This window comes from uncultured Meiothermus sp. (assembly GCF_937863175.1).
In the GTDB taxonomy this organism is placed as follows: domain Bacteria; phylum Deinococcota; class Deinococci; order Deinococcales; family Thermaceae; genus Meiothermus.
In genome coordinates this window covers 1-19,092 of the sequence record NZ_CALMCQ010000042.1, presented here as the reverse complement: position 1 = coordinate 19,092, position 19,092 = coordinate 1, and the positions used below count along the sequence as shown (strand labels likewise).

Here is a 19,092-nt window from a genome sequence, read left to right as displayed (position 1 = left end):
CTACTTTGCCTCGCTTTTTGCCATTCTGGGCTTGTCGGTGCCAGGGTTCTTCCTGGCGCTCTTGCTCATTTTGCTCTTTGCCCTGGCTCTGGGCTGGCTGCCGCCTGCAGGCTATATTCCCTTCACCGAAAATCCCAGCGAAAATATCCGGCATATGGTTCTGCCCGCCCTTTCGCTGGGTCTGATTCTGGCCGGTGCGGTCACCCGCATCCTGCGTAGCTCGATGCTCGAGGTGCTTTCGCGTGACTACATCCGCACCGCCCGGGCTAAGGGGCTGGGCGAACGGGTGGTTATCTTTCACCATGCCCTGCGCAATGCCCTGATTCCGGTCATCACCGTCATCGGTATCCAGTTCGGCTCGTTGCTGGGTGGGGCCGTCATTATCGAACAGGTCTTCAGCCTGCCCGGCGTGGGGCGCTTTGCCCTCGAGGGCATCAACCTGCGCGACTACCCGGTGGTGCAGGGCACAGTTTTGTTTGTAGCCACCACCGCCGTACTGGTCAACCTGATAGTGGACTTGCTCTACTCCCTGATTGATCCGAGGATTCGCTATGAGTAGCTCTGTACCCCTGGCCGGGAGTGAGCGGCTAAAAGTTGTGGCCGGGTGGTGCTTTGTCGAAGTCCATACGTTCCATCCAGTGAAACCTGTTTATGCTGCTGCTTTCTGGCCTTGCCCGCCCATCCGGTCAGATCTACTCTCTCTACCCAAAGTCACCAGCGGAGGATGTGCATGACCACCCAGACTTCTACCAGTTCCTCTGCATCGGCTCTGATCTGGAAATCCCTGATCCGCAACCGCTCTGCGGTCATCGGCGGAATCATCACCCTGATTGTGCTGCTGGGGGCGCTGCTGGCACCGGTGGTTGCACCCTGGGATCCCCTCAAGTTCGACCCCCCAAACCGCCTCAGCGGCCCCACGGCGGAACACTGGCTGGGCACCGACCAGTTCGGGCGCGATCTGCTCTCGAGGGTGCTGTATGGCGCTCGATTCTCACTCTCGGTGGCAATGGTCTCGGTACTGGCCGGGCTGCTGGTCGGCGGAACGCTGGGCCTGCTAGCCGGGTATTTTCGCGGCTGGTTCGATCTGGTGGTTTCCCGCCTGGCCGACATCCTGATCGCCTATCCCGCCATCTTGCTGGCCATCGCTTTCCTGGCTTTTCTCGGAGGTGGCTTTATCAACCTGGTCTTGGCGATCTCGGTGGTGTTTGTGGGGCCCTTTATCCGGGTAGCCAGGGCCGCGGTTCTGACGGTACGGGAAGAACTGTATGTTGAAGCCGGGCGGGCCATGGGCGCTTCGGATGGGCGGATGATTTTCCATACGATCCTGCCCAATGCCGCCGCCCCGCTGATTGTTGAAGTAACCCTGCGACTGGCCTATGCGGTACTGGCCGAAGCTGCCTTATCGTTTCTGGGGCTGGGTATTCAACCCCCTTTTCCTGCCCTGGGTTCGATGGTCTCGGAGGGTCGGGCCTTCCTCTCGCTTTCCTCCTGGGGCTCAATTGTTCCGGGGTGCGCCATTGTTCTGATGGTGCTGGGTTTCAACCTGCTGGGCGATGGCCTGCGCGACGCCCTCGATCCCCGGCTGCGGCAACGGTAAAAGTGCCATTTGTCGGTATAATCTCTTATTACACAAGGAGGCGTGATGAAGAAACTGATGGTTCTGCTGGTTCTGGCTCTAGCCACGGTATCGCTGGCGCAAAAGTCGGGGGGCATTCTGCGTGCCGGAATGCAGACCGACCCGGTGGGGCTTGACCCCCACACCACCAATGCTACCGCCAGCCGCAATGTGCTGGAGAATATCTACGACACCGTGGTGATGCTGGATAGCCGGGGCCGGATCGTGCCGGGTCTGGCCCAGTCCTGGACGGTTTCGCCCAACGGCCTGACCTGGACGTTCCGGCTGCGTCCTGGTGTAACTTTCCACAACGGCGATCCCCTCAAGGCTTCCGACGTGGCCTTCTCCATCAACCGTATCAAAGACCCTGCCACCAGAAGCCCCCGGGTCAACGACTTCGCGGTGGTGCGCTCGATAACTGCACCCAACGACAGCACGGTGGTCATGACCCTTTCCCAGCCCTTCACTCCCCTGCTGGCCAAGCTGGCTTTCAGCACCAACGTGGTGGTTTCGGAAAGAGTGACCCGGGAAAATGGCAACGATCTCAACAAGGCTGTAATCGGGACGGGGCCTTTCCGGTTTGTGGAGTACATCCCCCAGACCCGCCTGGTGGTTCGCAGGTGGGATAAATACTGGCAAAAAGATAACCAGGGCACCCAACTGCCCTATCTGGATGGCATTACTTACACCTTCTATCCCGACCCTGCCGCCCGCTCCACCGCACTGCGGGCCGGAGCCGTGGACTGGATCGAGTACGTGACTGCCGCCGATGTGACCACTCTCCGGCGCGACCGCAACCTGACCGTGGTAGGCGGCCCCTCGGCCAACTTCCGGGCGCTCTACTTCAACACGACCAGAGAACCTTACAACAATCCCAAAGTGCGCCAGGCCATTGCCTTTGCGATTGACCGAAGGGCCATCGTGGATCTGGCTCTCTTTGGCACCGGGGGCATCGTGGCCAGAGGCACCACCATTCCCTCCGGGGCTTTCGCCTTTACGAACAGCCCCTACAACACCCGCAACCTGGCTGAAGCCAGAAGGCTCCTGGCTGAAGCAGGGTTGGGGAGTGGTTTCACCATGAACCTCTATGTCACCTCCACCTACGACTTCCTGCGAACTCCCGCCGATGTCATCCGCGATAACCTGGCAGAAGTGGGCATCCGCGTCAACATCCAGGCCGAGGACTGGAGCGTCTACCTGCCCAAAGCCCTGCGCAGCGAGTTCGATGTGACCCTGCTGGGCACCTCGGGCCAGGTTGATCCCGATGACTACCTCTTCAACACCTTCCACCCCTCCTCGGCCCTGAACCTCTCAAAGTACCGCAACGACCGCGTAACCCAGCTTCTGGAGCAGGGCCGCCGGGTAGCCAGCCAGGCCGAGCGACAGCGCATCTACACCCAGGTGCAGGAACTGGTCTTGCAGGACAGCCCTATGGTCTTCCTCTTCCACTCCGCCCAGTACTCGGCCATGAACCGCCGCGTGCAGGGCTTCTTGCACTTCCCCAACACCAGCTACCTGGCCTTCCGTTACACCTGGCTGCAATAGCCACTTTTATCCGCTGGCGAACCTTCGGGTTCGCCTTTTTTGTTTAGGGGTTTCCCGAGCAGGTCGGTCACTCCATCGAACTCGGCATACATACGGGTGTGGCTACTGACTACCAGCCAGCGAACCTGGCCCGATATGCGTTATTTGAACCCAGCCTCGCAAATGATTTCGTCCCAGGCTCTCCCCATTTTCCGTTGCTGTTTTCCTCGGCATGGGCAGCGGTGTAAAAGCCAGCATTCACTAGGCTTCAAAGAAGCAGTCATACCCGTCATGCTATCTATCTAATAGCTGGTCAAATGATCGAAGCTCTATACAAGTTATGTAGGGAAGCATCAGCTCCAATATCACAGGCGCTCGAGCGCAGAACCAGCAGTATTCTTCAATTCACTATCCAGGATCCTGACGAACATCGCCTGATCTTCAGAAATTACCCCTGACAAAACCCTTCTGCAAGGCTAAATTTCAATCTGTGCGTAGCGGGCATTCTCCTCGATAAACTCGCGGCGAGGCTGTACATCGGAGCCCATCAGGTCGTCGAAGATTTGTGCGGCGTAGGAAGCATCCTTCATGTCCACTTTTTTCAATACGCGCTTGGTGGGATCCATGGTGGTCTCCCAGAGTTGGTCGGCATTCATCTCGCCCAGGCCCTTGAAGCGCTGGATTTCGTAGGGCTTGTCGCCAATACTGGCCAGGGCTTTCTTGAGGGCCTCATCGTTGAAGATATACTCAACGTTCTTGCTCTTGCCTACCTTAAGACCATAGAGCGGGGGCTGGGCCACATAGAGGTAGCCCTGCTCGATAATGGGGCGCATATAACGGTAGAAAAAAGTCAGTAGCAGGGTGCGGATGTGCGAGCCGTCTACATCGGCATCGGTCATGATGATGATCTTGTGGTAGCGCAGGTGTTCGAGGTTGAAATGAGCTTCTTCGTTGTCCTTGCCCCCGATGCCTGCGCCAATTGCAGCCACCATGGCCCGCACTTCGGCATTTTTGAGGGCTTTGTTGAGGCCGGCTTTTTCGACGTTCAAAATCTTGCCGCGCAGGGGCAGAATGGCCTGGAAGCGCCTGTCACGCCCACCCTTGGCGCTGCCCCCTGCGGAGTCTCCCTCCACGATAAATAGCTCGGTCTCGGCAGGCTCTTCGGACTGGCAGTCGGACAGCTTGCCCGGCAGGTCGTCGGACTCGAGGGGGTTGGCGCGACGGATCAGGTCGCGGGCCTTGCGGGCCGCCTCACGGGCCTGGGCAGCCCGCAGGGCTTTTTCGTAGATCGTTTTGGCGATGCGGGGGTTCTCTTCCAGGTACTCGGAAAACTTCTCGTAGACGATCTTGCTGACGGCGGTGCCGGCCTCGGGGTTCAAAAGCTTGCCCTTGGTCTGACCCTCGAACTGTGGCTGGGGAATCTTGATGGAGATGACTGCCGAGACCCCTTCGAGCAGATCGTCGCCGGTCGGTTCCAGATCCTTGACCAGACCGGCCTTCCTGGCATAAGCATTGATGGCCCTGGTATAGGCAGTCTTGAACCCCGAGATATGGGTGCCGCCATCCACGGTGGGGATCATGTTGGCGAAGCTAACCAGGTTGGGGCTGTAGCCCTTGGTGTGCACCAGGCCCACATCCACCCCCACCGTCTCGACCTGGCCTTGCAGCAGCACCGGCCTGTCGTAGAGCAGTTCCTCGCCATCGGCACGATACTTTGCGAAGGAACCCACCCCACCCTTGTCGTAAAAAACCTCTTCCTTCTTGTGAACTTCATCCTTGAAAACCAGCCTTAGGCCGGCTACCAGGAAGGAGACCTCGCGCAGCCGCACCCGTAGGCGGGTGGCCTCAAACTTCTGTTCGCTGCCGAAAATTTGGGGGTCGGGCATGAAAGTCACCCGGGTCCCCCGCTTGCCCTTGAGGGCATTACCCAGTACATGCAGAGGCTTGGCGACATCGCCACGGCTGAACTCGATCAGATAGTGTTTACCATCGCGAAAGACTTCCACGCGGGTGTACTCGGCCAGGGCATTAACCACACTGGCCCCTACCCCGTGCAGGCCGCCCGAAACCTTGTAGGCTCCTTCTTCGAACTTACCTCCCGCGTGCAGAACGGTATAGATTACCTCAACGGCTGGCTTCTTTTCCTCCGGCATGATGTCCACCGGAACCCCGCGTCCGTTGTCCTCGAGGGTAATGGAGCCATCCCGGTTGAGGGTGGTTACGATCTCGGTAGCAAATCCCGCCAGGGCTTCGTCTACGGAGTTGTCGAGAATCTCTTTGAAGAGGTGGTGGTACCCATCGGCCTGGGTGCCGCCAATGTACATGGCGGGGCGGTGGCGAACCCCTTCCAGGCCTTTTAGAACCTTAATGGCAGATGCGTCGTAGTTGGCAGTGATTTCAGTGCTCACTTGAGTAGTATAACATATTTCGCTATTTACATAATACTTACAGTCGAGGTAAAAGTAAACGAAAATAGGCTCCAGGATGGATTAATCGAAAACAATTTGGAGGGTCTTAAAGTGATAAAAAAGCCTTAATTGGGCCACAAGCTAGCACTTTTGCTCGCCCTGGAAAGGCTTTTATAAACAACTGTAAATCGTGATCTCAGTTCTAATTCCGATAGAGGCGAATTGAGGGGGATTGTTTTTTACTGCAATCCTCAGAAAACCGCGCAGGCTTTGGGAGACCAAGTAAGTCAACCTTGCCGACTTGAGCGCCCCGCCCGCCGGCCTGCGGGTCAACTCCCGGATCGCAGGCGAGGCGAAGCTTTTCATGATCCTCAACACCCTCAACCCCACACCCACGGCACGCGCAATCCCCCAGCCCAACCCCCGCCAAATCTACCCATGGACATTGAGCTGCAAGCCATGGGCGGCAACAACGAACGCCCAGGAGTCCTCAGGCTGCCCAGTGTGGATGTAGCAAGCTGCTATGCCCCTTGAAATTATCGCTTGACCGAACCTACTGCGCTGATGGCATGCTCACTCGAGCTCGTACTCAGGCGCAGGCGCTTGCCCAGCTCGCGCCACCAGATATAGGAGGGGCTATCGAGGCGCTTGATCTGCTCGAGGTCGGCATCCCGCCGCCAGAGCCTGACCCGCAGCAAAAACAGGTTCAAGAACAGATCGCGGTACTCGGCACTGGCGCGACCCATATGAAAGTGAAAGCGCACCCCCCGATGCTGCGAAAACGAGATGATGATGGGCACCCCCTCGGGGCCTTCCACCGGGATTTCCACGGTACTATCGGAGAAGGTAGAGGCAGTGAACTCATACTCCTCTTCGATCATGCCCAGCTCACGCAGAACCAGGGCAAAAGCCCGCATCTCGAGACCATTAATCTCGCGGTAGATACGGTCGAAAAGATCGTAGGTGGAGCTGTAGTGAAACTGCTCGCCCATCTGCTCGGCCCACCACATCGCGTACTGCCCTTTAGGCGCGCTCAGCGCGGCCTGGATGTACAACCGATCGCGACGGGTCACCGATTCGAGGGTTTCGGGGTATATTGCCAGCAGATCATCGGTACTGTAAAAAATCGGACGGATGCGCCCCCACTTCCGGGCCAGTTCGTACACCGAGACATAATGCGCGGCTGCTTTTTCATCGGCCACGGGGTAGAAAAACAGGTCGTACTCACCATCCTCGGCCCGCACCCGCAGTGGAATTTCCAAAACCCCTTCCCGGGTCAGGCGCAACACATCGGCTTCCAGCACCTGAATGCCCGACTTACGGAAAATTGCTTCAACAGTGGTAGCAAACATCAGGCGATTGGCCGCCCTGACCTCGGGGGCAGTGCTGGCAATTAGACCCTCGACTCGAACTTTGGGCCAGTGATCAGGAGCGTTTGTAAGGAGTTCTTGCATAGGAGTCCCAAAGGGGTGGCTACCCAAACACAAGGTTAGCCAGGTTCTCTTGAGTACCTTGTGATATTTGGGAAGCCGAGGCGTTACGCAGGAAATGCGTTGCTTACGCCGGTCTATTTATCTTCCACAGGACGGAGTTCATATACTAAGTACCCCCAATTGGGGGTACTGGCCTTTGATCTTGGAAACACGTTTTTGCAGTCCACAAAAGGCCATATAGCGTTCGTCAATCTCACCTGAAACCCGGAGAAATACCAGGTGTGCTATCGTGTGTTTATCGTCGGATCAAACCTGACCTGTTTTCTGGAATACGGTGCCTCAAAGCAGCCTATGCGCCGTATCCCGCTGGTTAGGTTTGATCTCTGCCCTGGCTTTGCTGGCTGAAGGACTGGTAGTGTGGTGGGTGATGAGTCAAGCTGCCGAAAAACGTCTGACTCCAAACAAGCGCGATTGGGAGAGTTTTGTGGTGCGCCAGGTAGCCGAACAAACTACTGAGCGTCCCTATCCATTGCGGCAAAAACTGGATTTCACCGCCTTTGAGGCTGCGCTGACCCAGCTCGACGAGGCTACGCTCGAGCGCCTGCAAACCCTCACCCAGAAGACCACCATCGCCCAACTCCAGACCGAGATGCAGGCGGGACGGCTCTCTTCCGAGCAGCTCACGCTGTTTTATTTGTGGCGCATCCGGCGCTACAACGATCTATTGCGGGCTTTTCTGGAGTTAAATCCTGCCGCTCTCGAGGAAGCCCGCACCTGCGATCAGGAACGCCAGCATGGGAAAATACGCGGTTCGTTGCACGGAATCCCCCTCTGTCTTAAGGACAACATCTCCACCGCTGGCCCCATGCACACCACGGTAGGCGCAGCGGTGCTGGCTGAACATCTTGCCGACCAGGATGCTCTTATTGTCCAGAAGTTGCGGGCCGCAGGGGCGGTGATTCTGGGCAAGAACAACCTTTCGGAGTGGGCCAACTTTATGAGCAGCCAGTCGGTCAATGGCTACAGTACCCTGGGCGGCCATACCCGCAATCCCTACGGCCCTTTCGACGTGGGGGGTAGCAGCAGCGGTACTGCCTCGGCAGTAGCGGCCAATCTGGCCGTGGCTGGCATCGGTTCCGAGACCTCGGGTTCGCTGATCTACCCCGCCGCTCAGAACAGCCTCTATACCCTCAAACCCACGCTGGGCCTGGTCAGCCGCGACCGCATCATCCCCATCACCGCCGCTCAGGACACCGCCGGCCCGATGACTAAAAATGCCACCGATCTGGCGTTGCTGATGTCGGTTATCACAGGCCATGATCCAAACGATATTGAAACCAGGATCGCCCAGAATTTCGTCTTCCCCCCCTTTCCGCCTCGCTCCCTCTTCCCTGCTCGAGTCGGCTGGGTTCAACACAACCAGCGCAGCGGCGACCAGGAGGCACTGGAACAGGCTGCACAGGCCCTGAACAGCCTGGGAGCAGAGGTTGTAAAAGTGCACTTTCCAGACAGTTCTATCGAGATGATGCCGGTACTCCATGTGGGCATGCGGCGCGGCCTGTCCCTTTACCTACAAGCCACCCAGGCTTCCATTCAAGGCTTATCAGACGTGATCGAATACAACCGCCAGCATCCCGAGGCCGCACTCTACGGGCAGGATTTGCTCGAGACTTCGCTTTCGCACCCACTCTCCGAAACCGAGTACCAGGCCCTGGTAGCCAAAAACCGCCAGCAGGCAAGCGATTTGCTGCTCGGGTTCATGCAAGAACACCGTCTAGATGTACTTCTTACGGTGAGCAATAGCCTGAGCTTGCCCACCTCCACCTCGGGCTTCCCGGTGGTGAATTTTCCAGCAGGTTACCGCCAGAGCGGCGAGCCGGTGGGAGCCTCGCTGGTGGGCAGAGCCCTGCAAGATACCATGCTCATCGGCCTGGCCCAGGCAGCCTCGGAGCGGCTGAATATCCACAAGCCCCCCATCCTTCGGTAAACTTTGCCTGGCATGGATATCCCCTTTCCGGTCTACATCATCGGGCTGCGCGGTCTGCTGAACATCTTGGTACTGCTGCTGCTGGGGCTTTCGGTATTGATATGCTTGCCCTTGTTGGCTAAAGAGCCCTCGCCCAGGCAGCTGCGTTTTTTTAAGTTCACTGCCGGGGTTACAGTGGTGGCCTTTGTTTTTGAGCTGATGGTGCGCGTCCTCTTTATGGGGGGCGTGAATTGGCTGCACGCTATTTATGGCCTGATGACCGCCGGTATCGTTTGGTTTGTGAGCGGGCTGGAACCAGGGGGCTGGTTCCGCAAAAGCCTGGAGAAAGCGCCCGAGCAGGTGGGGCCTTATTTTTTCTGGGCCAGTTTGGTGGGTTTACTGCTCTGGTGGCGGTATATCGAGACGGGGATTGCCAGAGGCCCTAACCCCTAGCCTGCAACCGCCGATGAATCTCTTCGGCAATTCGCTGGGCGGCCCCCGGTACTCCCATGGCCGCCTGTCCAGCCGCTTTAGCTTGCTTGAGGAGTTCAGGCGAGGCCAAAAACCGCCGGACTCCCTGAGCAATGGCTTCGGGGTGAGGTTCCACCAGCATCAAGGCCTCGCCCAACAGACGCTTTTGCTGCGCGGCGAAGGCCCGGGTGTACTGTGGCCCTGCGGTGGGAAACCCCACCAGCGACACCCCGAAACCTGCGGCTTGTTCGGCAGCAGTACCGCTGGTGGAAATGCCAGCAGCGGCCCCCAACAAAACCGTCTTGAAGGCTTTTTGGGTCAGGTACACTTCCGTACCATCGGAGTGTAGGAAGCAGTGGCTGAGACCCCAGTCTGCACCCGTGGCTTTCAGGTTCCATCCTGGCACAGCCGCCAAAGGCAAGCCGGCCCAGGCCACAACCGGGGTCAGGCCGGTAGATCGGAGCAAGCGAGCTACCTCGAGCATTTTAGGCAGGCTTTCGTAGGCATCGCTGCGCGAACCCGGCAGAAGCAGCAGGTAGGGGGGTTCAATCTCAAGCGGCGCCCCTTCCATCGCATCCAGCATGGGGTTGCCCAGGTAGCGTGCATGAGCCACGCCGTGGGCCTTTAGCCAGTGCTCCCCCTCGAGCTCGCGGGGATAAACCTCCACCGCCCGGCGCATAAAGAAGCGCTCAAGGGCACTATAAGGCCGACTCCAGCCCTCCTTCTGCCAGGCCCGAAGCGAGGAGCGGCACTGCATCAGAAAAAGCGGTGACCGACTGAAAGAACAGCCCACCAGAAGGGCGTAGACATCTCCCACCACCAGCGTAGCCACTGCATCCTGGGCTGCTGCCTGCACTGCTCGGTATTGAGCCAGGCTCATCGAGACCCAGCCCGCTTTCAAATCGGCCCAGATAGCCGCCAGGCTCTGCAGGGCGAAGCCTCCCGAGGGCATCTCCAGACGTGGCCCCAACACCGCAAAGCCGGTCTTTTCGTAGGCCAGGCCCCGACCCACCAGCGGCACCGCTTGTACCGCATAGTCCAGCGCCTGCAGTTCCTGAGCTAGCACCGCACCGATAATGTCCTCGCCGTGCCCGTTGGAAATAAGGACAATTTTCCTCATGCCTGGGTGAGTCTGACCAGGCGCTCGAGCACCTCGAGTCCCGCCCCGCTGTCCAGTAGTTGATTGGCAAGCATGACGCCATCGGCAATGCTACCGGTTCTGCCCGCCAGATAGAAGGCCGCGCCCGCATTGAGCGAGACTGCATCGCGTTTGGGGGTCTTGTCCTGCCCACCCAGAATAGCCCTGGCGGTCTGGGCGTTCTCCTGCGGGGTTCCACCCTTGATGGTTTCGTAGGGCGCGGAAGGAAGTCCCACTTCCTCAGGGCGCAGGGTATAAAACTGGATCTGCCCATCGCGCAGCTCGGCCACCCGGTTCTGGCCCAGGACCAGCTCATCCACACCCTCGCCGTGAACCACCAGGGCTCGCTCGGAGCCCAGGCTGTGCAGCACCTTAGCAAAGGGCTCTAACAGAGCCGGACTGCTCACCCCCACCAAATTGAGCGTGGCAAAAGCCGGGTTGGTGAGTGGCCCCAGCAGGTTAAACACGGTACGCACCCCCAGCTCGGCCCGTACCGGGGCCACATGGCGCATGGCGGGGTGGTGGCTGCGGGCAAACAAAAACCCCAGCTCGAGAGTTTCGATGGCTTCGGCCACCCTGGCCATGGGAATGTCAATTTTGATGCCCAGGGCCTCAATCAGGTCAAACGAACCCGACTTGGATGAGGCCGCCCGGTTGCCGTGCTTGGCAACCGGCACGCCCCCTGCTGCGACCACAAAACAGGTGGTGGTGGAGATGTTGAAGGCATCCGGCGCGACCCCACCGGTTCCGACGATATCCAGTAGCGGCTTCCGCCGGGTTTCGACCCGCACGGCAGCTTCGCGCATCCCAGCGGCAAATCCAGCAATTTCCTCGGTGGTTTCGCCCCTGGTGCGCAGGGTCATCAGCACCCCCGCAGTCTGAGTAGGGGTTAGCTCACCGGCCATGATTCGGTTCATCAGCGCATGGGCTTCGGCTCGCGATAAGGGTTCGGCCAAGAGGGCTTTTCTCAACTCATCCACACTGCCTCCAATGGTACGGGTGCGCTGCTCGGTCTGGCAAACCCTGGGGGTCGTTCATATCGGCATTCTCCAGCCCCGCGCGATCCCACGCCCAAGGGCCTTGATCTTGTCCCAGCGGCGGCGCAGGCTGTACTCCGCCAGCCAGAACCCACCATAGCCCGCCACCGCCAGCCAGGGCCAGGGGGCGTGTTTGCGAAAAAGCCGGGTGTTGTAGGCAGCAAATTGTTCGTCAGCATTCAGACTAGAGCCATGCCAGGAAGTACCACCCCTGTGCAAGACCCGCGACTGCGAGGCCACAGCCAGCTTGAACCCGGTTTTTAACAGCCGCAAGCCCATATCGGCATCCTCGCCATACATGAAAAACCCCTCGTCTAACAGGCCCGCACGCTCAAGAGCTGCCCGCCGCAGCAACAGACTGGCCCCGCTGATATAGTTCAAACGCGCCGCTTGTTGCGCATGGGTCAGCAAGCGAATTAAGCCCCAGTGCAACACCACCTCTCCCCCACCCCAGGCCTGCACCTGTAGAGGATTTTCCATCTCGTAGAGCACCGAGCCAACCGCCCCTATTTGGGCGTCTTGCCTGGCCAGCTCTACCATTGCCGAAAGCGCACGCGCCTCAGGCAAGGTATCCGGGTTGAGCAGCCAGATGTACTCGGCCCCTTCGTCCAGGGCCTGCCTTATTCCCACATTGTTCCCTCCTGCAAAACCCAGATTGCGCCCAAGCTGCACCAGCTCCGTCGCCGGAAAAGCCGCCCTGATCTGGGCTACTGAGTCGTTATCGGAAGCATTGTCCAGCACCAGTACCCGGCGGTTGGCATACTCGAGCCTCTCCAGCGCCCCCAGGCACAACACCGTATCCTGCCAGGCCCGGTAGTTGAGGAGCAGGATATACACCAGCGGCCCGCTCAAGATGCACCCCGCCCTTCCAGCAAACCCTGGGTATAGGCCGCCTCGAGCAAAAACCGGTAGGCCGACTCGGCCCCTTCGCCCTGCTCCCAGTTGCGCTCTTGCAGTATTTTCTCAGCCCTCGGCCAGGGGTAAGTCCAGCGTTTGAAAATCAGTGAAATAGGGTTGGCGCCCGTCCAGAGGGCCACCTCGAGGCTTGGGTGCATCCTGTAAAACTGCCAGGCCATGCGCCCCATGCTGCGGAATTTAGTCAACATTCCTTCAAGGTTCACGCGGTCTTCATGGGCAGCCCTGGCCCTTGTTGCCAGGCGGGGGCGTATCCCCTGTTTCCACAGGCGCAGGCCCAATTCATGTTCCTCCCAACCATAAGCTGGAAAGCTGGCAAAGGGATCGGCAGGCAGATGGGCGCGTTCCACAGAGAGGCTGGCAAACCAGTAACCGCCTCGATCCAGCGCGGCTGCATCGGACTTACCACGCACCCCGTTCTCAGCCCGCGCCCGCCAAAAGCGGGTAAAGGGGTCTTGTCCCAGCGAGTCCGGGATCTGGGTTCGACTCACGACGGCAATATGTGCAAATCGGCGGTGCAACTCGAGGTGAGCCCCCAGAAAACCTGGCTCCGGGATAATGTCGTCGTCGTTGAAGAGCACATACTGCCGCCGGGCCAGGGCAAAGCCTGCGTTGCGCGCCGCTGCCAGGCCCCGGTTCTCCTGCTGCACAAGGTGCAGTCGCCCATCGTTGACTTGTTGCAGCCTCCGGGTCGTGTTGTCGGTAGAACCATCGTCCACCACGATCAGCTCAAAGTCTGCATCCCCCTGCGCCAGAAATGCTGCCACCGTCCGGGCTACCAGCTCGGCCCGGTTATGGGTGGGAATTACAACGCTGAAATCCATCATGTTCGAACGTTCTTGCTGGCCTCCAGCGCCTCCCAGGCCCCCCAGCAGAAGGCCAGCTCGTACTCGCCCCTGCTTCCCAGCAGCCCCTTCAGGCTGGGCAGTAGGGCCATCTTTACCGCCAACAGGGTGGGGTTTACACCCAGGGCCCAGGCGATGCGGGAGTCGCCGTGCTTCTTCCAGACCTGTACGTGGGCCGCGCCCGCCTGCCGCGCCTTTTGCATGGCCCTGGTGCGGTGCTCGAGGGCCTCGTGAACGGCCACCGCGTCCGGCACAAAGACCAGCCGCATCCCGGCCTTCATCAGCCGGTAGCCCAGATCGGAGTCCTCGCCGCCGTAGGCGCTGAAGGCCGGGTCATAGCCACCCACTTCGTCGAACAGTGCTCTGGGCATCGAGGTGTTGTTGCCGGTCACATGCCACCAGTAGACCCTAGGCCCCGCCAGCTCGGCGGCCCCGGTGCCGCGCAGTTCGGGAGGGAGCTTCAATCGCCCTACCACAACTGTGCGGGGCTGCGTATGGGCCTTCTGGTGTGCCGCGATCCAGCCTGGAAGAGGAATGACATCATCGTCGGAAAAGAGCAAAATGTCGCCCCTGGCAGCCCTGGCCCCCTGGTTGCGGGCATTCGCCGCCCCGCTGCCCCGGCCATAGCCATCGCCGGTCTCCAGCACCTGCAAGGCGTAGCCTGGGTGATAGTCACGTAAGAATGGCTGGGTATCGTCGGTGCAGCCATCGGCCACCACGATCACCTCAAAATCGCCCTGCTGGGCCTCTAAAGCGCGCAGTTTTTTCTCGAGCAGTTCGCGGCGGTTGTGGGTAGGAACAATTACCGAAATCATGGTGGATAGCTTATAGCGGAAGGTTGCTCGCAAAAACGCCTACCGGCACATCTCCAGGAAATTCTTCAGTATCCGCATGCCTCCCTCGGTCAGAACCGACTCGGGGTGAAACTGCACGCCGTGGGTGGGGTAGTGGCGGTGGCGCAGGCCCATCACGGTGCGGCCCCCGGCCTCGTCGAGCCAGGCGTTGACTTCTAGCTCCTCCGGCAGGTCTTCCACCACCAGCGAGTGGTAGCGGGTGGCGGTGAAGGGCGTCGGAATACCCGCAAATACCCCCGAACCGTCGTGCGAGATGAGGCTGGTCTTGCCATGCACGATCACCTTGTGCCGCAGCACCCTGGCCCCAAAGGCTTCGCCAATGCTCTGATGCCCTAAGCATACGCCCAGAATGGGGTACCTGGGCGCATACTTTTGAATCAGGGGAACCGAAAGGCCCGCCTCCCTGGGGGTGCAGGGCCCAGGGCTCACCACGATGCCATCCGGACCGAAGCTTTGGATGTCCTCGAGGCCAAACTGGTCGTTGCGCCATACCGTGACCTCGGCTCCAAGTTCGCCCAGGTACTGCACCAGGTTGTAGGTGAAGGAGTCGTAGTTGTCAACCACCAGGAGGCGTTTCACAGTCCTGCCTCCCGCTTTTCCAGCGCCACCGTCTCGGCCAGGATGGTACGGTAGATTCGTTCGGCTATATTGGGCGATAGGCCCTGGTGTTCGGCCAGATACCGCACATGCTGGATGATCTGTTCCTGGCGGTCTTTGGCCTCTATCTGCGCCCGGCTTTGCTTGAACCGGGCTGCATCCTTCGCCAGCCGCGCCCGTTGGGCCAGCAAGACCACGATCCGGGCATCTATGGCATTGACTTGCAGACGGATCTCCTCGAGGCTGCTCATACCGCTCCTCCTGAGTAATCCAGATACATCTTTGCCTTTACCCGCTGCAAAGTTGCTCTTGCAACCGCTCGAGCCTTACGAGTGCCCTCCTGCAATAGCTCAAGAATCTCCTGCCGATTGGCTTCGAGTGCGAGGCGGCGCTGGCGGACTGGCTCTAGAAAAGCATTGGCCTCGAGGGAAAGCTCGCCTTTACAGGCCACGCAGCCTCGAGCACCAGTACGGCACTCGGCAGCGACAGTCGTTAGGTTAGCCCGATTGAACAAGTTGTGGTGCTCGAACACCGTACACACCTCAGGCCGCCCCGCATCGCCCAGTCGCAGCTTGAGGGGGTCGGTCAGGGCGTTGCCGATTTTCCGTGTAACTGTTTCAGCATCGTCCGACAAGAACAGCGCATTGTTCAGGCTCTTGCTCATCTTAACGTTGCCGTCCAGGCCTCGTGTCCGCGCACGCTCGATGACCCTGGCTTGCGGTTCTTTCAAAGTCTGGCCATAGATTTGGTTGAACTTTCGAACGATTTCACGGGTCTGCTCCACCTGCGGCAGCTGATCGTCGCCCACGGGAACCAGGTCTGCGTCGAAGATGGTGATGTCTGCCGCTTGGGAAATGGGGTAGCCCAGAAAACCCCAGGTGACCGACTGCCCAAACAGATCGCGTTTTTGGGCCACCTCGGTCTTGACCGTCGGGTTCTGCTGCAAACGCGAAATTGTAACCAGATTGCCAAAATAGAGCGTAAGCTCGGCTATCTCCGGGATGAGCGACTGAATAAACAAGGTGGATTTTTGTGGGTCTATGCCCGAAGCAATGGCGTCGTAGGCTACCTCAAGCACGCTCTCGCGCACTTTTTGCGGCTGGTGAAAGTTATCGGTGAGAGCCTGCACGTCGGCGATCATAACGAAAGTATCAAACTCTTTCTGTAGTTCGGCGGTTTGCTGGAGCATCCCGAAGTAGTGTCCTATGTGCAGGCGTCCAGAAGGGCGAATTCCAGTCAGGATAGTCTTCTTCACAGCCCCTCCTCCGCCAGCCGCACCGCCTTGAGCATGGCCTGGGCCTTGCTAAGGCACTCCTGGTACTCCGAGGTGGGGTTGGAGTCGTAGACCACGCCCGCCCCGGCCTGGATGTGAATCTGCTCGTTGGCTATCACAATGGTACGTAGCGTCAGGGCCACGTCCATGTGCCCGTCGTAGGCCAGGTAGCCAAAGCTTCCACCATAAGCCCCCCGGCGGGAGGGCTCGAGTTCTTCTATAATTTCCATAGCCCGAATCTTGGGGGCTCCCGAGACGGTTCCCATGGGAAGCACGGCGGCCAGCGCATCGAGGGGGGTTTTATCCTCGTGCAGCTCGCCTTCTACCGTAGAGACAATGTGCATCACATGGGAGTAGTTCTCTACCGCCATTAGCTGGCTGGGGCGCACGCTGCCATAGCGGCAGACCCGGCCCAGATCGTTGCGGGAAAGGTCTACCAGCATCACATGCTCGGCCCGCTCTTTTTCGTCGGAGAGCAGTTCTTCGGCCAGGGCGCGGTCCTGGGACGCATCCTGCCCGCGCCGGCGGGTTCCGGCAATGGGCCTGGTCACCACCTTGCGTCCGTCTGAGCGCAGCAGGCTTTCGGGGCTGCTCGAGACCAGCGTCACCTCGCCGAGGTCGAGGAAGCCCATGTAGGGGCTGGGGTTCACCGAGCGTAGGGCCCGGTAGACAGCAAAAGGATGTGTGTTGAGCGGGGCCGAGATCCGCAGGGACGGAACCACCTGGAAGATGTCTCCGGCACGGATGTACTCGAGGGCCTGTTCCACCATGCCCTCGTACTGGGCCTGGGAAAGGTTCTGGGTGAATTCCATGCGCCGTCCAGCCCTTTCGCCCGGTACGCCCGGCAGCGGGCCATTGAGCTTCTTCTCAGCCCAGGCGATGCGCTCTAAAGCCTCGGCTTTTTCACTCTCCGCCGCCGGGGCCACGATGTGCATCTGTTGCTTGAACTGGTCGAAGACCACCACCACCTCGGGCTCGACAAACAGCAGGTCGGGAATGTTTAGCAGATCGGGCTTAAGGCTAGGAAGTCTCTCGTAGCAGCGGATCAGGTCGTAAGCGGCATACCCTACCGCGCCACCCCAAAAAATGGGCAGATCGGGGTCGGGCCGGATGGGCCGGTGGATGGCCTGGTAGAGCGTGCGGAGCGGGTCGGCGGTCTTTCGGGCTTGCCCATTCAGGGTAAAGACCCCTTCCTTCAGCCGCCACACGTTGCGGGCCCCTACCCCCACAAAGCTCCACCTGGCCCAGGCCCTGCCCCCCTCCACCGACTCGAGCAGAAAACTGGGGCTGGTCTTTTCGGAGAGCTTGAGGTAGGCCGAGACGGGGGTCTCGAGGTCGGCCAGCAAGGTCTTCCTGACCGGGATGGTGCGCTTTGTCTGATCCGCCACTCTCATTATCTTCTCCTTCAAAAAGTGAAACAAAAAAACCCCTGAGAAAAAGCCCCAGGAGTACCGACCACTACCGCCCCGGGACTAGCCAGGCCACCACCAGCCTTGAACGGAAGCGAAGTGTACCACTACCCCTCTAGTTTGGGCCATGCTGTCCCAGAATGCAAGGTTCTTGCGGATTGCGGATGGATCCCCATAATAACCGGGTTGCCTGAGCCGTTGCAGAAACCCGGCTCAAACCCAACCTCCGCTCCTGGGCTTACAGCAAATGTCTTTCAATCCTGTACTCCCAAGTGATCTCCCAGGGGGCTCTTTTGCTGGCCTCACCCGTCAAGCCGGGGGAGATCCGGAACCCCCTGGGCAGTGTGGAGGTGAATGCAAGCTTGTCGCATCACTGGCGTCCGGTCTCGAGTAGTTTTGCCGGTTGAGGCTGGGGCACTCAAGCCAACAGTCTACGGTCTGGCATCCCAGAGTAGCTCATACTGAATTGGCCCCTCGTAGCCGACCAGGTGGAAGGTCTCGCTGGCCAGTCTTTCGCCAAAGCGATTCATAAAGTTCAGCACCGAGAGCGCCTGGGTACGGTGCTGGGCCATGGCACGCAGTTTTTGCAGCAAGACCTCCATCGGCAAATGCCGTACATGGTTGGGCGGCAACCAGCCTTCCACATACTCCGGTTGGGGTTTGGGAGCAGCATAGTAGAACAGTTTGATCCTCCGCTCCGATTTTCTAACTGCTTCAACCACAAACCGATGGGTGGCCACATGGTCGGGGTGGCGGTTGGAGCCGTTGGGTGCAAAAGTGATGATGGCCCTGGGGCGCAGCACCTCGAGGCGCCACAACAGCAAATCCACAATTTCAGGATGATCGGCCACCCCGTTGGGAGTTGTAAAACCTTCCCCTCGAGCCTCCCCCTCCACGCTTTCATTGGGCAGACCGTTGGGGAACTCGTGGAGTTCAAAATGGCCCACTTTGAGGATCTCCACTGCACGCCTTAACTCCCGCGCACGAAAATCCCCCAGCTCCTCGGGTGCACACAGGCCCAGGGTTCGCCCCGCCTCCCCTTTGGTCAGGGTTATCACCCCGGTCTCCAGGCCCCAGTCGGCATATTGAATGAGCGTCCCTCCAGCACCAAACACTTCATCATCGGGATGCGGAACCACCACCAGCAGGTCCATGCTGTTAATACTAACCAGAGCGCGTCCCACCAGTACTCCCCTGAACCTCGTGAATCATACTCGAGAATTGGTTTGGCTCCTCCCCCTTGAAGGGCAGGGAAGGGTGGGGGTTCGGGGCGATAGCCTCGTGTCTTCGCGTTTCCAGACAGAGGATTGTTCGCCTTCCACTCACACCCCTCCCCGCTTCTCCCGTTAAGGGGGGCTACTTCACCCACATTTTTTCACGTGTCGGTAGTTCCCTCCTATTGACAGAGCCACAAGCATTTGATACTCTTTTCTTTGCGTCGCCGAACGGTGAAGCGAGAATCTTGACAGCACAGGTTAGGAAATAAATACGACCACAACGTGGTTTTTTACCACGTCAAAACTTTTGAGCTTAGCAGCTCAGACTCAAAGTCTCGCCGCTCGCGGCGAACACTTATGGAGAGTTTGATCCTGGCTCAGGGTGAACGC

Annotated in this window: 17 protein-coding genes; 5 read left to right on the top strand and 12 right to left on the bottom strand. The window is 59.3% G+C overall.

Annotation, left to right across the window (positions count from 1 at the left end; translation table 11 throughout):
• From Q0288_RS01820 to Q0288_RS01810, 3 genes are all read left to right on the top strand, one after another.
• On the top strand, positions 1 to 559 hold a 559-nt coding region (locus Q0288_RS01820), incomplete at its 5' end, for an ABC transporter permease (protein WP_299426275.1).
• A 171-nt stretch (positions 560 to 730) separates the two neighbouring features.
• A complete protein-coding gene (locus Q0288_RS01815) occupies positions 731 to 1,597 on the top strand; it encodes an ABC transporter permease (RefSeq protein WP_299426272.1) in 867 nt (288 codons plus the stop codon).
• Between the two features lie 45 nt (positions 1,598 to 1,642).
• Positions 1,643 to 3,160 (top strand): ABC transporter substrate-binding protein, encoded by a 1,518-nt coding sequence (locus tag Q0288_RS01810; protein ID WP_299426269.1) that lies wholly within the window; start codon positions 1,643 to 1,645, stop codon positions 3,158 to 3,160.
• A gap of 455 nt (positions 3,161 to 3,615) precedes the next feature.
• On the opposite strand, the gene Q0288_RS01805 is transcribed toward Q0288_RS01810, so the two are convergent.
• Both Q0288_RS01805 and Q0288_RS01800 read right to left on the bottom strand, forming a co-directional pair.
• On the bottom strand, positions 3,616 to 5,547 hold the full coding sequence (locus Q0288_RS01805; protein ID WP_299426266.1) for a DNA topoisomerase subunit B: 1,932 nt from the start codon (positions 5,545 to 5,547) through the stop codon (positions 3,616 to 3,618).
• A 536-nt stretch (positions 5,548 to 6,083) separates the two neighbouring features.
• Entirely contained in the window at positions 6,084 to 7,001 is a 918-nt protein-coding gene (locus tag Q0288_RS01800; RefSeq protein ID WP_299426263.1) for a hypothetical protein, read from the bottom strand.
• Between the two features lie 355 nt (positions 7,002 to 7,356).
• On the opposite strand from Q0288_RS01800, the gene Q0288_RS01795 reads away from it, so the two are divergent.
• Together Q0288_RS01795 and Q0288_RS01790 are read left to right on the top strand one after the other, a co-directional pair.
• Positions 7,357 to 8,967 carry an amidase family protein gene (locus Q0288_RS01795; protein ID WP_299426260.1) on the top strand — a complete coding sequence of 537 codons (1,611 nt, stop codon included), beginning with the start codon at positions 7,357 to 7,359 and terminating at the stop codon, positions 8,965 to 8,967.
• A 12-nt stretch (positions 8,968 to 8,979) separates the two neighbouring features.
• Positions 8,980 to 9,399: a hypothetical protein gene (locus Q0288_RS01790; protein WP_299426257.1), complete on the top strand. Its 420-nt coding sequence runs from the start codon at positions 8,980 to 8,982 to the stop codon at positions 9,397 to 9,399.
• On the opposite strand, the gene Q0288_RS01785 is transcribed toward Q0288_RS01790, so the two are convergent.
• The 10 genes from Q0288_RS01785 to Q0288_RS01740 all read right to left on the bottom strand — a co-directional run bounded on the left by Q0288_RS01785 (position 9,389) and on the right by Q0288_RS01740 (position 18,639).
• Positions 9,389 to 10,537 carry a lipid-A-disaccharide synthase-related protein gene (locus tag Q0288_RS01785; RefSeq protein ID WP_299426252.1) on the bottom strand — a complete coding sequence of 383 codons (1,149 nt, stop codon included), beginning with the start codon at positions 10,535 to 10,537 and terminating at the stop codon, positions 9,389 to 9,391. The two genes, Q0288_RS01790 and Q0288_RS01785, sit on opposite strands and share 11 nt — an antisense overlap.
• Positions 10,534 to 11,535 carry an anthranilate phosphoribosyltransferase gene (trpD, locus tag Q0288_RS01780; protein WP_299426249.1) on the bottom strand — a complete coding sequence of 334 codons (1,002 nt, stop codon included), beginning with the start codon at positions 11,533 to 11,535 and terminating at the stop codon, positions 10,534 to 10,536. The genes Q0288_RS01785 and trpD overlap by 4 nt, the downstream gene beginning before the upstream one ends.
• 54 nt (positions 11,536 to 11,589) lie before the next feature.
• Positions 11,590 to 12,429 (bottom strand): glycosyltransferase family 2 protein, encoded by an 840-nt coding sequence (locus tag Q0288_RS01775; RefSeq protein ID WP_299426246.1) that lies wholly within the window; start codon positions 12,427 to 12,429, stop codon positions 11,590 to 11,592.
• Positions 12,430 to 12,440: 11 nt separating this feature from the next.
• Positions 12,441 to 13,334 carry a glycosyltransferase family 2 protein gene (locus Q0288_RS01770; protein ID WP_299426243.1) on the bottom strand — a complete coding sequence of 298 codons (894 nt, stop codon included), beginning with the start codon at positions 13,332 to 13,334 and terminating at the stop codon, positions 12,441 to 12,443.
• A complete protein-coding gene (locus Q0288_RS01765) occupies positions 13,331 to 14,167 on the bottom strand; it encodes a glycosyltransferase (RefSeq protein ID WP_299426240.1) in 837 nt (278 codons plus the stop codon). Before Q0288_RS01765 ends, Q0288_RS01770 begins: the two co-directional genes overlap by 4 nt.
• Before the next feature lie 39 nt (positions 14,168 to 14,206).
• A complete protein-coding gene (locus tag Q0288_RS01760; protein WP_299426237.1) occupies positions 14,207 to 14,785 on the bottom strand; it encodes an aminodeoxychorismate/anthranilate synthase component II in 579 nt (192 codons plus the stop codon).
• Positions 14,782 to 15,054: a chorismate mutase gene (locus Q0288_RS01755; protein ID WP_299426232.1), complete on the bottom strand. Its 273-nt coding sequence runs from the start codon at positions 15,052 to 15,054 to the stop codon at positions 14,782 to 14,784. The genes Q0288_RS01760 and Q0288_RS01755 overlap by 4 nt, the downstream gene beginning before the upstream one ends.
• Positions 15,051 to 16,058 (bottom strand): tryptophan--tRNA ligase, encoded by a 1,008-nt coding sequence (gene trpS / locus Q0288_RS01750; RefSeq protein ID WP_299426229.1) that lies wholly within the window; start codon positions 16,056 to 16,058, stop codon positions 15,051 to 15,053. Before trpS ends, Q0288_RS01755 begins: the two co-directional genes overlap by 4 nt.
• Positions 16,055 to 17,470 carry an anthranilate synthase component I gene (gene trpE, locus Q0288_RS01745; RefSeq protein WP_299426226.1) on the bottom strand — a complete coding sequence of 472 codons (1,416 nt, stop codon included), beginning with the start codon at positions 17,468 to 17,470 and terminating at the stop codon, positions 16,055 to 16,057. The genes trpS and trpE overlap by 4 nt, the downstream gene beginning before the upstream one ends.
• 446 nt (positions 17,471 to 17,916) lie before the next feature.
• Positions 17,917 to 18,639, bottom strand: coding sequence for a PIG-L deacetylase family protein (locus Q0288_RS01740; RefSeq protein WP_299426223.1), 723 nt, complete (start codon positions 18,637 to 18,639; stop codon positions 17,917 to 17,919).
• Between the last annotated feature and the right edge of the window lie 453 nt (positions 18,640 to 19,092).